This window comes from Mycobacterium sp. (assembly GCF_032162605.1).
Taxonomy (GTDB): Bacteria; Actinomycetota; Actinomycetes; order Mycobacteriales; family Mycobacteriaceae; genus Mycobacterium.
The window spans coordinates 1-12340 of record NZ_JAVROT010000338.1 but is presented as its reverse complement, the minus strand read 5'-3'; the positions used below and the strand labels follow the sequence as shown (position 1 = coordinate 12340).

Here is a 12340-nt window from a genome sequence, read left to right as displayed (position 1 = left end):
CGTCGTTCCAGGAGACCACGCGAGTCCTGACCGATGCGGCGATCAACTGCCGCAGCGACAGGCTCAACGGTCTGAAGGAGAACGTGATCATCGGCAAGCTGATCCCGGCCGGTACCGGCATCAGCCGCTACCGCAACATCACGGTGCAGCCCACCGAGGAAGCTCGGGCGGCGGCGTACACGATCCCGTCCTACGAGGATCAGTACTACAGCCCGGACTTCGGTCAGGGCGCCGGCCAGGCCGTGCCGCTGGACGATTACGGATTCAGCGACTACCGCTAGTCACTGCAGACGAGAAGGCCCCGTCGCGCATTGCGCGGCGGGGCTTTTCGTATGCTGTCTCGCGCGAGCAGACGCAAATGTGCGCCACTGACCGGCGTGTCGCGCACATTTGTGTCTGCTCGGCTATCAACAGTTGCGGCGTCGTCCACAGATTGCCTCCTGCATCTGTCGCGCCGAGGGCGGGCGCGCCAACATCGAAAGGTGTTGTTCGACGACTTTTTCGGCGGCCCAGCCGGTTTGGCGACAGCCGCTGACCTCTCGACGGTGTTGTCTGGAAGGACGTTGGCCCGCCACGTCGAGGCAGGCGCGATCGTGCGGGTGTGCCACGGGGTGTATGCGTTGGCGCCGCCTGACGTGTTGGGGCGGTTGGCGGCGCTGGAAATGATGACCGGTCGACAAATGGTGGCTTGTATGAACACCGCGGCGGACCTCTATGGATTCGACACCGAGACCGACCCGCGCGTGCACGTCCTGGACCCCGCCATTCGGATGCGGCCGACGGAACGCGTGATGGTGCACCAACGTGCGGGTGCACCGTTGACGAGGGTGCGAGACCGTTTTGTCGCCGCACCCGCGTGGACCGCGGTCGAGGTGGCCCGGACGCTGCGCCGGCCGCGTGCGCTGGCGACACTGGACGCCGCCTTGCACGTGCAGGCCTGCACCGTCGCCGACCTCCGCAATGCGGTCCGCGAGCAGAAGGGTCGGCGTGGAATCGTGCGGGTGCGCGAGCTCCTCGAGTACGCCGACGGCCGGGCCGAGTCGCCGATGGAGAGTGAGACCCGGCTCGTCTTCGTCGAGGGCGGATTGCCAATGCCCGAGCTGCAGTACGAGATCATCGACCGGTGCGGTGATCTTTGGAGGGTTGACTTCGCCTGGCCCGAGGCGATGCTGATCGCCGAGTACGAGAGCATGGAATGGCACGCGAGTCCCGAGGCGCTGAAACACGATCGGATGAAGACGGCGCGCCTGCAGGAGTGTGGTTGGAAGACGGTGCCCATCGTGGTGGACGACGTACGGCACCGGCCGTTCGATCTGGTCGGACGCATCTTCACGCACCTGCGCGAGCCATGACGCTGCCCAACAGACGCAAATGTGCCCGACACGCCCGACGTTTGCGCACTTTTGCGTCTGTTCGCGGAGAAAGGGGTCAGTGTCCGGTGCGAACGGTCTCACCCGGCATCGCGCACGACGTCCGCGTCACCAACGAGACCGGAAGCACGTTGCGCCGCCGGAACTTTCGGCCGGGTTGGTCGAGTCGGTCGAAGAGACGCTCGGCGGCGAAGCGCCCCATCCCCTCGCCGTCCTGGTCGATCTCCGTGATGGCCGGCTCCAGCGCTGCGGCGGTCGGGAAGTCGCCGAAGCCGACGATCGCAATGTCATTGCGCCGCAACGCCTGCAGCGCCGAAACCACTGAAACCGTGCAGCGCGCATTGGACGAGAACACCGCCGTCGGCGGGTCGGGCTCGGCGAGTATCCGACGCAGCGCGGCCGTGACGTTCGGGGTGTCGACCTCGCCGAGGTGTACGAGTGTGTCGGCATGCGTCAGGCCAGCATCGGCCAGCGCCTGCCTGCAACCCTTGAGGCGCAGAACCCCGGTGACCGCGTCGTCGCCCATGAACGCGATGCCCCGGTGGCCATGGGAGATCAAGTGCGCGGTCGCCTGTCGCCCTCCGCCGATGTCGTCCTGAACCACCGAGTCGGCGGTGAGTTTGCCTGGCACCCGGTCGACGAACACCAGCGGCGCACGCGCCTGCCACGGGCGAAGGAACGACATGTCCGTTCCGACGGGGCAGATGATCATGCCCGCGACCCTGCGGTGCAGCACCGCTTCGATGGACTGCCGCTCGTGAGACGGTTCCCAGCCGACGCTGGTGACGATCACGGCGACACCCCGTCGGCTCGCCTCCCGTTCCACGGCACCGATGACGCCTGCGAAGAACGGATCGCCCACACCGGGCACCGCCACACCGATCGCGGCGTCGCGGCCCGTGCGGAACGTGACCGCCAGCATGTTGGGTACGTATTGCAGTTCTTCGATCGCGCGCTCGACCCGCATCCGGACGTCGGCGGACACGTAGCGGTCGTTGTTGACCACGCGGGAGACGGTCTTCGCACTGACGCCGGCCTGCTGGGCCACGTCACGCATGGTCGACATCGCCGCCTCCACTTCAGAGTCGGCGGCCAGTATGTCACCGATGTCAGAGTCGCGGCGGAAATTTTCTGACACCGGTGACATACGCACCGAAGTGGCGTACCGTCTGGCCTCGAAGCACTCATGGGAGTGACGCAGGTAACAGCAACGGACTCGAGGAAGAGGAAGTCGCAGAGGGATGAAGGCCGTTTACTACGAGGCCCCGAAGACGTGGTCGGTCACCGACGTCCCGACGCCGGAGGCGGCGCCGGGGCAGGTGCGCATCAAGGTCGGCCGGGTAGGGCTCTGCGGCACCGACCTCCACATCCACGAGGGCGAATTCGGCGCCGTGTTCCCCCTGGTGCCGGGCCACGAGCTGGTGGGTGTCGTCGACCAGCTCGGCGAGGGCGTGACCCGGTTCCGGATCGGCGAGCAGGTCACCGTCAACCCGAACGTGTACTGCGGGCAATGCCCCTATTGCCTGGCGGGTCGCCTGGGCCAGTGCGCGGACATGTTGGGATTCGGAAGCAACATCGCAGGGTTCTTCGCCGAGTACGCGATCGCCGATCACCGGCTGGTGTTCTCCACCGAGGGCCTGTCCGTCGAGACGGCGGTGTTCAGCGAACCGACGTCGTGTGCGATGCACGGCCTGGAGTCCCTGCAGATGCGCCCCGGCGGCAGCGCCTTGGTCCTCGGCGCAGGGCCGACCGGCCTGCTGCTGGCGCAGCTGATCGCCACCGGTGGCGCGTCGTCGGTGACGGTGGCAGGGCCTAGCCAGTTCAAGCTCGACACCGCGAGCCGTCTCGGTGTGGACCGCACCGTGCGGATCTCGCGGGACGATCCGGACGGCAACGTCGCCGCCCTGCTGGCAGCCTCACCCCACGCCGACGGATACGACGTCGTCGTCGAGGCGACGGGTTCGCCCGTGGTGGGTGACATCTGCGTGCCACTCACCCGTCGCGGTGGGACGGTGCTGATCTACGGGGTCACCCGCGACGACGACGTCGTGCGTTTCCGTCCGTTCGACGTGTTCCGGCGGGAGATCACCATCAGGGGCTCGTTCGCCGAGATGACGTCCTTCGGCGCCGCCATCGACGCGCTGCGCGGTGGCCGGGTCCGGACCGACGGCCTCGTCACCCATCGCTTCTCCCTCGACGACTACGGCCTCGCGCTGGAGACGCTGCGCAGCGAGCCGAGCGCCCACAAGGTCGTGATCGTGCCATGAAACCAGAGCCACAACTGTTGCCGCCCAATGTCATTGAACACTGGTACGCAGGTGGCCCCGCGTTGGCCTCTTGGCGCGGGCTTCCCCCGGTCGGGGACCGCTGCCCCGAGGAGTGGATCGGCGCCACAGTCGCGCGATTCGGCGAACCCGACCGCGGGCCCGCCCATCTCGCCGACGGAACTCTACTGGTCGACGCGGTTCGCACCGATCCGATCGCATGGCTGGGGCGCGACGACGGTGAGCCGGGCGACACCGGATTGCTGGTGAAGCTCCTCGACGCGGGCCAGCGCCTGCCGGTTCACGTGCATCCCACCCGCGACTATGCATCTCGCCATCTCGGCTGCGCCTACGGCAAGACCGAGGCCTGGTACGTATTGGAGGCGGGCGCTGACGCGGCAGTCTGGGTCGGGTGGCGTGAGGACGTGGACCAGCAGCACGTCCGCCGGCTCGTAGACGAGCAGGACACCCAGGCGATGCTGGCGCTCATGCACCGAATCCCGGTGTGCGCCGGTGACGGCGTCCTGGTGCCCGGCGGCACTCCGCACGCGATTGGCGCAGGCGTGCTCCTCGTCGAGGCGCAGGAGCCCACCGATCAGTCAATCCTGTTGGAGCGCACCAATACCACCGCGACGGATGCCGAGGTGTTCCTCGGGCTGGATCGTGACACGGCACTGTCGGTCGTCGACACCGCCGCCCTGCCGGACCCCGGTCTGCTGATGCGGCACGCCTGCGCGGCCGCCGCCGAGCTGGTGGCCGTGTTGCCCCCCGCCGCCGCGCCCTACTTCCGCATGGAGCTATTGACGACGGGTGGCGACGTACCTGCCGGATTCGCCGTCGCCTTGGCGCTGGCCGGTTCCGGTGCAGTCATGTCCACGCACGGCGCACCACTCGACGTCGCCGCCGGGCAGACGCTCGTCATCCCCGCAGCCACGGGAAGCTGGCACGTCGACGGCGACGTCCGGCTGCTCGTCTGCAGGCCCGGTACCACCTGGCCGCCCAACCGACCACACAGCACGGAAGGCACTCCATGACCGCACTGCTGGAGGCGCGGGGAATCTCGCGGAGCTTCGGCCACGTCCGCGCCCTCGACGGCGCCGACTTCGACATCGAGCCCGGCGAGGTGGTCGGGCTGATCGGCGACAACGGCGCGGGCAAGTCGACACTCATCAAGGCGCTTTCGGGCAGCCTCGACCTCGACGAGGGCGAGATCTACTTCGACGGGTCCCCGGTGCGGCTGTCCAGTCCACGTGACGCCAACGACCTCGGGATCGAGGTCGTGTACCAGGACCTGGCTCTCGCGCCGCATCTCAACCCCGTGCAGAACGTGTTCCTTGGCCGGGAGATCAGCCGCAAGGGGGTGCTCGGCAAGCTCGGATTCCTCGACGAGAAGCAGATGCGCAGCCAAGCTGCCGAGTCGTTCCAGGAACTCGGCGCCACGGTGCGATCGCTGAACACGCCCGTCGGCTCGATGTCCGGCGGTCAGCGTCAGGGCATCGCCATCGCGCGCGCAATCGCGTGGGCGGACAGGGTCGTGATCCTCGATGAGCCGACCGCCGCGCTCGGAGTGGTGCAGACCAAGAACGTCCTGGAGTCGGTGAAGCGGGTGCGCGACAAGGGCATTGCGGTGGTATTCATCAGCCACTCGATGCCGCACGTCCTCGAAATCTGCGATCGGATCCAGGTGCTGCGACTCGGCCGCCGGGTGGCCACGTACACCGGGAGCGACACCAGCGTCGAGACGTTGATCGGTGCGATGACCGGAGCGCTGGACGGGCAGGAGAGCGCAGCGTGAGTACTGCGAGCGAGGAGCACAGCGGATCGCCCATCGATCCGGCGAACCAGTCCTCGGTCGTCGTCGGGGGCGGGACCGATGACGGCGACGACTCGCTGTTGAAGCGAGCCCTTGGCCTGCAAGCGTTCTGGATCCTGGGCGTTCTGATCGTCATCTGCCTGTTGTTCTCCGTCGTCGCGGGTGACCGCTTCCTCTCGACGGGCAACTTCTCGCTGATCTCCCAGAACGTGGCCGTGTGGGCGGTTCTCGGCGTCGGTATGACGTTCGTGATCATCACCTCGGGAATCGACCTGTCCGTCGGATCCGTGCTGGTGTTCTCGTCCGTGGTCGCGGCGAAGGTGATGGATGCCATGGGGGGCAGCGGCCCTGGGGTGGCCGCGGCGGGTCTGGTGGCCGCCGTGCTCAGCGGGATGGTGTGGGGCGCCATCAACGGCGTGTTGGTCGCCAAGGCCAGGGTGCCTGCGTTGATCGTCACCCTCGGAACGCTTTCGGTGGCACTGGGTTTGGCGCAGGTGCTCACCGGTGGAATCGACATCCGCTCTGTGCCCAATGAACTGACCGACTTCAGCGCCTACGTCAAGGTGCTGGGCATCCCCGGTCTGCCGTTCGTCGCGCTGATCGTAGTGATCGTTGGCGCAATCCTGTTGCACAAGACCAGGTTCGGTCGCTACACCTATGCCGTCGGCTCCAACCAGGAGGCCGCGCGTCGAACCGGCATCAAGGTGACCAGGCACCTGATCGCCGTCTACGCGCTGGCTGGCACCCTGGCCGGGTTCGGCGCACTCCTGTCGTTGGCCCAGTACGGCACCACGACCATCGCGGGCCAGTCGCTGACCAACCTCAACGTCATCGCCGCGGTCGTCATCGGCGGCACGTCCATCTTCGGCGGAGAGGGCACGGTCTTCGGTACCCTCGTCGGACTGTTCATCCCGGCAGTGCTCCAGTCTGGCTTCGTCATCGTCGGCGTCCAGCCGTACTGGCAGGGCGTCGCGGTCGGTTCGGTGCTGATTGCCGCCGTCTACGTCGACCAGTCCCGGCGGGCGGCGGCCCTGCGCAGCGCACGATCTCGAAACCTCTTCAACCGCAGAGGGTCCAAGCGAGGTTCAAACGAAGGGAAAGCACATGTTCCGTAAGCGTCTCTTGCTCGTCGCGGGCGTCATGACGCTCGCATTGCCGGTGGCCGCGTGTACGTCGTCGAAACCGCAGTCCGAACCAAGCGGGACGTCGGCGCAGGCGGGCGCGTCGTCGGCGGCATCGGCCACCACGGTGGCCGCACCGCCAAAAGCCAGCAAGGACTACAAGATCGCGCTCCTGCAGGGTGTGGTGGGCGACCAGTTCTACATCACCATGCAGTGCGGTGCGCAGGACGAGGCGGCCAAGCTCGGCGTGACGGTCAACACGCAGGGCCCGCAGAAGTTCGACCCCACACTGCAGCGGCCAATCCTCGACTCGATCATCGCCAGCAGGCCCGATGCGCTATTGATTGCACCGACCGACGTCCAGGCGCTGCAGCAGCCGCTCCAGCAGGCGGCCGCGGCCGGCGTCAAGGTAGTGCTGGTCGACACCACCACCACCGATCCGTCATTCGCGGTGTCGGCCATCGCGAGTGACAACGAGGGCGGCGGGGCGGCGGCATTCGACGCCATCAAGCAACTGCATCCCGAGGGCGGCAAGGTGATGGTGATGGGCCTGGAGCCCGGCGTCTCGACGACCGACGCTCGTGGGAAGGGGTTCGAGGACGCCGTCAAGGCCGACCCCAAGTTCGCCTACGTCGGCATCCAGTACGACCACAACGACCCGGCAACCGCGGCGCAGTTGGTCAGCGCACAGTTGCAGAAGGATCCCGATCTGGTCGGCGTCTTCGCGGTCAACCTGTTCGCGGCCGAGGGCACGGCCACCGGCATCAAGCAGGCGGGCAAGAGCGGGCAGGTACAGGTCGTCGGATTCGACGCGGGACCCAATCAGATCAAGGCGCTGCGCGAAGGCACCGTGCAAGCACTGGTGGCCCAGGACCCAGGCGCCATCGGCAAATTCGGCGTGGACGAAGCAGTGACCGCACTGGACGGCGGCCAGAACACCCGCAACGTGCAGACGGGCTTCACGATCATCACCAAGGACAACCTCGACGGTGATGGCGGTGCCGCAGCCTACAAGTCCGACTGCTGAGCTCAGCCGCTGACGACGTCGAGCAGGTGCGCGACGGTGTCGGCGATCGCGGCCCGTGCCGAGCGCAGCGCCCGGCGCGGGTCGGTGATTTCCGTTCCGCCGTCGGCCGTCAACGCCGTCCGCACCGCACCGGTGTAGGCGATGTTGAGCGCAGTCCCGACGTTCACCTTGACGATGCCTGCGCGCACCGCGGCGCGCAGCGTGTCGTCGGGCACCCCGGACGAGCCGTGCAGAACCAGCGGCACGGGTACCGCGTCGCGTAATGCCGCGATGAGGTCGATGTCGAGCTCGGCGGTCCTGGTGGTCATGGCGTGTGAGCTCCCGACCGCTACGGCCAGTGCGTCAACGCCTGTCGCGTTGACGAATTCGGCAGCCTGCCTTGGGTCCGTGCGTACGCCGGGGGAATGCGCGTTGGTCGCCTGACTGTCCTTGCCTCCGACGTAGCCGAGCTCCGCTTCGACCGCCAGGCCCTGTCCGTGCAGCAGTGTGGCGGCCTCGGCGGTGACCGCGACGTTGCCGTCGTAGGGCAGTGCGCCGCCGTCGACCATCGCCGACGAGTAGCCGGCCGCCGCTGCCTGCTCCCAGAGATCGCGCGCCTCGACGTGATCGAGATGCAGGCCGACCGGTACCCCTGCGTCGGTGGCCAGCGCCACCAGCGCGGCGCTCACCGGGCGCAGGGCGCCGTGGAACGCCACCGTGTTCTCGCTCACCTGCAGGATCACCGGAACTGACATCCGTTGCGCGCCTGCGACTATGCCCTCGGCGTGCTCGAGGGTGATCACGTTGAAGGCCGCGACACCGCCGCCGCGCTTGGCCGCGCTTGCGATGAGTTCGGCCGTGGCGACCAGCGGCATGACGCTCCTTCAGGACTTGACGATGCCTCCAACGATACGCAACCATATCCACGCAAACCCAATTCAGGCAATGGGCGGGAGTGAAATGGCTGCATTCGCCGGACTCGACGTCGGCACGACGTCGAGCAAGGCGGTGATCTACGACGCCGACGGTGCAGTGCTCGGATCCGGCCGCGCAGCGACGTCGTGGGACACCGGCCCGTTCGGCACGCAAATCGACGCGGAAACCCTGTGCCGCAGCGCCTTCGATGCGCTGAACCTCGCGGTGCAAGCTGCGGGTGTGCCGGTCCGGGCGGTCGGCATCACCAGCATGGGCGAATCCGGGGTGCTCACCGATGCGCGCGAGCGCCCACTGACTCCCGTCATCGCCTGGCATGACGACCGTGACGACGACGAGGTGGCCGACCTCGCCGCGACCATCGGCGCCGACGCCTTCGGCGGCATTGCGGGAAAGCCCCTGCGGGGCCAGTTCTCGCTGACCAAGCACCGCTGGCTCCTGCGCCACGAGCCCGCCTGCCGCGACGCGACGGTCCGCTTCGACGTCGGCGGGTGGGTGGTGCGGCGACTTGGCGGCGATGCGGTTCTCGAGCTGTCTCTGGCTGGACGCACCGGCTGGCTGGACGTAGCAGCGCGCGACTGGTGGGACGACGCGCTCGACTGGTCGGGGGCCACCCGCGGGTTGATGCCTCCGCTCGTTGCGGCGGGTGTGCCAGTCGGTGCGATCACGTCCGCGGCAATGAATCCGCTCCTTCATGGTGCCGTGCTGACGTTGGCCGGACACGATCACCAGGCGTCCGCCCTCGGCGCCCGCGCCACCGCGCCGGGCCACGAACTGGATTCGTCGGGCACGGCCGAAGCGCTGGTGCGCACGATCACCCCGGTTCCCGCCCGCGGCGACGTCGCCCGGCTCGCAGCCGCAGGCATCACGACCGACCCGAGCATCGAACCCGAGCACTGGAGTCTGCTTGGCGGTACGGAGGGTGGGCTGGCGCAGTTGCGCGTGCTGGAACGGCTCGGCCTCGACCCCGCCGACGTTGCCGAACTCGACGCCGCCGCCGAGCGCTCGCCCGATGCCGGCCCCGGCGCGCAGTGGCGAGACGTGGTGGCAGCGGCCGCCGACGAGGCGCTGGCGCTACACCGCGCGATGGACGCCGTCGTCGGCCCTGCGGTGCGCGTCGTGGTCACCGGGGGATGGCGGCACAGCGCAGAGGTGATGCGCGCCAAAGCTTCTCGATTTGGACCACTGGACGTCTCGACCGTCGAGGAGGCGGGCAGCCTCGGTGCAGCCACCCTCGCCGCACGGGCATGTGGTGCGATCGGCGTGGCCGACCACCTGGGTCAGCCGTGACCGCGCGCACCTGGTTCGCCGATGAGCGGCACGCTGAGGTGCTGCGTCTGCTCGATGCGGCAGGACGTGTCGAAAGTAGCCGACTAACAGCGCGTTTCGGCATCAGTGCCGAGAGTGTGCGCAAGGATCTCGCACTCCTCGAATCCCGCGGACTGCTGCGACGGGTACATGGCGGTGCCGTTCCCCGGGAGCCCAGCCGCGCCGAGCCGAACGTCACCGACCGCGGCGAGCGGATGGCAGAGAAGTCCGCCATCGCCAACCGTGCGCTGCAATTCGTGCCGGATGGTGCCTCGCTGCTGCTCGACGCGGGCACCACCACGTTGGCGCTCGCCGAAATACTGCCCACGGAAACCGAACTCGTCGTCTACACCAACTCCATGCCGGTCGGGGCGACACTGCTCCGTCGGGGCATCACCGTCGTGACGCTCGGCGGACGAATCAGGACGCCGACGATGGCGGGCGTCGGCGCGCTCACCGTGCAGGCGTTGGCCGCGATCAACGTCGACGTGGCGTTCCTGGGCACCAACGCCCTGTCGTTCGATCGTGGGCTCACCACGCCCGACCCCGAGGAGGCGGCCGTCAAGCACCAGATGCTGACCGCGGCTCGTCAGCGGGTGTTCCTGGTCGACTCCAGCAAGTTCGGCCACGAGAGCCTCGCGCGCCACGCCACCCTGTCCGACGTCGACGTGCTGATCACCGATGCCGCGGCCACCGCAGACCATCGAAGCCGACTGCGGGCCGCAGACATCGCCGTCGAGGTGGCCGACCGATGATCGTGACCGTCACTCCCAACCCGAGCCTCGACCGCACGCTGCACCTGCCGCGGCTCGCGCCGGGAAGCGTGAACCGGGCGACCACCAGCATGACGGAGCCGAGCGGAAAGGGCGTCAACGTGGCGCTCGCTCTGCACGGTGCAGGCGTAGACGTGTGCGCCGTGCTGCCGGTCGGGGGCGCCACCGGTGACGAGATCGTCGAGAGACTGCACGTCCTTGGTCTCGACATCGTCGGCGTACCCATCGCGCGGCCGGTGCGCAGCAATCTCTCCCTCGTCGAAGCCGGCGGACGCAGCACCAAGGTCAACGAGCCAGGCCCCGCGCTGTCCCGTGACGAGATCGAGGCCCTCTGTGCGGCGGCGCTGGCGGTCGGCGATGCGGGCGATTGGACGCTCTGGGCGGGCAGCCTGCCCGCGGGGTTCCCGGCGACCAGGCTCGCGCGCGCCGTGGCCGATGCCAGTGCTGCGGGACGACGGGTGGCGGTGGATGCGTCCGGCAGCGCGCTGAAGGCCGTGTTGGACAACGGCCGCGACGGGCTGCCGCACCTGATCAAACCGAACGCAGAGGAACTCGCCGAGACGCTCGGCGCCAGGCTGCGAACCGTCGGCGACGTGACGGCTGCGGCACACGCGCTGCTGGCCCGCGGCGTGCACACGGTGCTGGTGAGTCTCGGTGGCAACGGAGCGATTCTGGTCGATGCCGACCTGCCCGAGGCCCTGCACGGGACCGCGCCCGCACGCCGGGTCGTCAACACCGTCGGGGCGGGCGACGCCTTCCTCGCCGGGTTCCTCGCCGCACCCTCCGGCGGCGCCGAGGGGCTGGCCAATGCGTTGCGATTCGGTGCGACCGCCGTGGAACACGACGGCACGCTGCTGGGGGTGCCCGACCCGCGGCGCACGGTCACCATCGGCTCGGCCCGGGCGGGCACGCCACTGACCTGAGGTTGTCGGGTCCATCACTAAACTGGCCTGATGCTGATCGGTTCGCACGTTCACGATGAAGACCCCCTCACCGCAGCCCGGGCCGAAGGCGCCGAGGTGGTGCAGTTCTTCCTCGGCAACCCGCAGAGCTGGAAGAAGCCGAAGCCACGTGAGGACGCCGACGTGCTGCGTGCGTCGAGCGTGCCGCTCTACGTGCATGCGCCCTACCTGATCAACGTGGCGTCGGCGAACAACCGCGTGCGCATCCCGTCGCGCAAGATCCTCCAGGACACCTGCGACGCGGCCGGTGAGATCAATGCGACGGCGGTCATCGTGCACGGCGGACACGCCGACGACGACGACATGGAGGCCGGGTTCGAGCGCTGGGTCAAGGCGCTGGACAGTCTGAAGACCGACGTTCCGGTGTACCTCGAGAACACCGCGGGCGGCGACCACGCGATGGCACGTCACTTCGACACCATTGCACGGCTGTGGGATCACATCGGAGACAGGGGAATTGGGTTCTGCCTGGACACCTGCCACGCATGGGCCGCAGGTGAGGCGCTGATCGATGCCGTCGAGCGGATCAAGGCCATCACCGGGCGGATCGACCTGGTGCACTGCAACGACTCCCGTGACGCGGCGGGTTCGGGCGCGGACCGGCACGCGAACTTCGGCAGTGGCCAGATCGATCCGCAACTTCTCGTTGCGGTCGTGAAGGCGGCCGACGCGCCCGTCATCTGCGAGACCTCCGACGAGGGCCGCAAGGACGACATCGCCTTCCTGCGCGACAACGTTTGATCACGGTTTCACGGGCGGACGGCGTTCAAACACCGGGTTGCGCAGCGGT

The 12340-nt window shown here is 68.3% G+C and carries 13 protein-coding genes; 11 read left to right on the top strand and 2 right to left on the bottom strand.

The genetic code is table 11. From position 1 onward, the window contains the following. A partial coding sequence (locus QOI01_RS19310) for a hypothetical protein (RefSeq protein ID WP_526383746.1) occupies nt 1-281 on the top strand: 281 nt, incomplete at its 5' end. A 201-nt stretch (nt 282-482) separates the two neighbouring features. After that, nucleotides 483-1352 carry a type IV toxin-antitoxin system AbiEi family antitoxin gene (locus QOI01_RS19305; protein ID WP_526383744.1) on the top strand — a complete coding sequence of 290 codons (870 nt, stop codon included), beginning with the start codon at nt 483-485 and terminating at the stop codon, nt 1350-1352. Nucleotides 1353-1428: 76 nt separating this feature from the next. Here QOI01_RS19305 and QOI01_RS19300 read toward each other — a convergent pair whose 3' ends face one another. After that, entirely contained in the window at nt 1429-2436 is a 1008-nt protein-coding gene (locus QOI01_RS19300; RefSeq protein WP_526383742.1) for a LacI family DNA-binding transcriptional regulator, read from the bottom strand. A 175-nt stretch (nt 2437-2611) separates the two neighbouring features. Between QOI01_RS19300 and QOI01_RS19295 the strand changes: the two genes are divergently transcribed. From QOI01_RS19295 to QOI01_RS19275, 5 genes are read left to right on the top strand one after another with little or no spacing between them, the layout of a single operon-like run. Further along, nucleotides 2612-3637, top strand: a complete 1026-nt coding sequence (locus tag QOI01_RS19295; RefSeq protein ID WP_526383740.1) for a zinc-dependent alcohol dehydrogenase family protein — start codon at nt 2612-2614, stop codon at nt 3635-3637. Next, nucleotides 3634-4668, top strand: a complete 1035-nt coding sequence (locus QOI01_RS19290; protein ID WP_526383738.1) for a class I mannose-6-phosphate isomerase — start codon at nt 3634-3636, stop codon at nt 4666-4668. Before QOI01_RS19295 ends, QOI01_RS19290 begins: the two co-directional genes overlap by 4 nt. Then, nucleotides 4665-5429 carry an ATP-binding cassette domain-containing protein gene (locus QOI01_RS19285; RefSeq protein WP_526383736.1) on the top strand — a complete coding sequence of 255 codons (765 nt, stop codon included), beginning with the start codon at nt 4665-4667 and terminating at the stop codon, nt 5427-5429. Before QOI01_RS19290 ends, QOI01_RS19285 begins: the two co-directional genes overlap by 4 nt. Further along, on the top strand, nt 5426-6562 hold the full coding sequence (locus QOI01_RS19280; protein ID WP_526383734.1) for an ABC transporter permease: 1137 nt from the start codon (nt 5426-5428) through the stop codon (nt 6560-6562). Before QOI01_RS19285 ends, QOI01_RS19280 begins: the two co-directional genes overlap by 4 nt. After that, entirely contained in the window at nt 6552-7595 is a 1044-nt protein-coding gene (locus QOI01_RS19275) for an ABC transporter substrate-binding protein (protein ID WP_526383732.1), read from the top strand. Before QOI01_RS19280 ends, QOI01_RS19275 begins: the two co-directional genes overlap by 11 nt. 2 nt (nt 7596-7597) lie before the next feature. Here QOI01_RS19275 and QOI01_RS19270 read toward each other — a convergent pair whose 3' ends face one another. Next, nucleotides 7598-8449, bottom strand: a complete 852-nt coding sequence (locus QOI01_RS19270; protein WP_526383730.1) for a class II fructose-bisphosphate aldolase — start codon at nt 8447-8449, stop codon at nt 7598-7600. Nucleotides 8450-8534: 85 nt separating this feature from the next. Here QOI01_RS19270 and QOI01_RS19265 point away from each other — a divergent pair, with 85 nt between their 5' ends. From QOI01_RS19265 to QOI01_RS19250, 4 genes are read left to right on the top strand one after another with little or no spacing between them, the layout of a single operon-like run. After that, nucleotides 8535-9797, top strand: coding sequence for an FGGY-family carbohydrate kinase (locus QOI01_RS19265; protein ID WP_526383728.1), 1263 nt, complete (start codon nt 8535-8537; stop codon nt 9795-9797). Further along, nucleotides 9794-10570: a DeoR/GlpR family DNA-binding transcription regulator gene (locus tag QOI01_RS19260; protein ID WP_526383726.1), complete on the top strand. Its 777-nt coding sequence runs from the start codon at nt 9794-9796 to the stop codon at nt 10568-10570. Before QOI01_RS19265 ends, QOI01_RS19260 begins: the two co-directional genes overlap by 4 nt. Then, entirely contained in the window at nt 10567-11511 is a 945-nt protein-coding gene (locus QOI01_RS19255; RefSeq protein ID WP_526383724.1) for a 1-phosphofructokinase family hexose kinase, read from the top strand. The genes QOI01_RS19260 and QOI01_RS19255 overlap by 4 nt, the downstream gene beginning before the upstream one ends. A gap of 30 nt (nt 11512-11541) precedes the next feature. Then, complete coding sequence (locus QOI01_RS19250) at nt 11542-12291, top strand: deoxyribonuclease IV (protein ID WP_526383722.1); 750 nt, start codon at nt 11542-11544, stop codon at nt 12289-12291. Nucleotides 12292-12340: the final 49 nt, after the last annotated feature.

Excerpts from the sequence above, each read along its gene's own strand:
- QOI01_RS19300 (WP_526383742.1), bottom strand. The coding sequence starts at position 2,436 with ATGTCGACCATGCGTGACGTGGCCCAGCAGGCCGGCGTCAGTGCGAAG.
- QOI01_RS19295 (WP_526383740.1), top strand. The coding sequence starts at position 2,612 with ATGAAGGCCGTTTACTACGAGGCCCCGAAGACGTGGTCGGTCACCGAC.
- QOI01_RS19290 (WP_526383738.1), top strand. The coding sequence starts at position 3,634 with ATGAAACCAGAGCCACAACTGTTGCCGCCCAATGTCATTGAACACTGG.
- QOI01_RS19285 (WP_526383736.1), top strand. The coding sequence starts at position 4,665 with ATGACCGCACTGCTGGAGGCGCGGGGAATCTCGCGGAGCTTCGGCCAC.
- QOI01_RS19275 (WP_526383732.1), top strand. The coding sequence starts at position 6,552 with ATGTTCCGTAAGCGTCTCTTGCTCGTCGCGGGCGTCATGACGCTCGCA.
- QOI01_RS19270 (WP_526383730.1), bottom strand. The coding sequence starts at position 8,449 with ATGCCGCTGGTCGCCACGGCCGAACTCATCGCAAGCGCGGCCAAGCGC.
- QOI01_RS19265 (WP_526383728.1), top strand. The coding sequence starts at position 8,535 with ATGGCTGCATTCGCCGGACTCGACGTCGGCACGACGTCGAGCAAGGCG.
- QOI01_RS19255 (WP_526383724.1), top strand. The coding sequence starts at position 10,567 with ATGATCGTGACCGTCACTCCCAACCCGAGCCTCGACCGCACGCTGCAC.
- QOI01_RS19250 (WP_526383722.1), top strand. The coding sequence starts at position 11,542 with ATGCTGATCGGTTCGCACGTTCACGATGAAGACCCCCTCACCGCAGCC.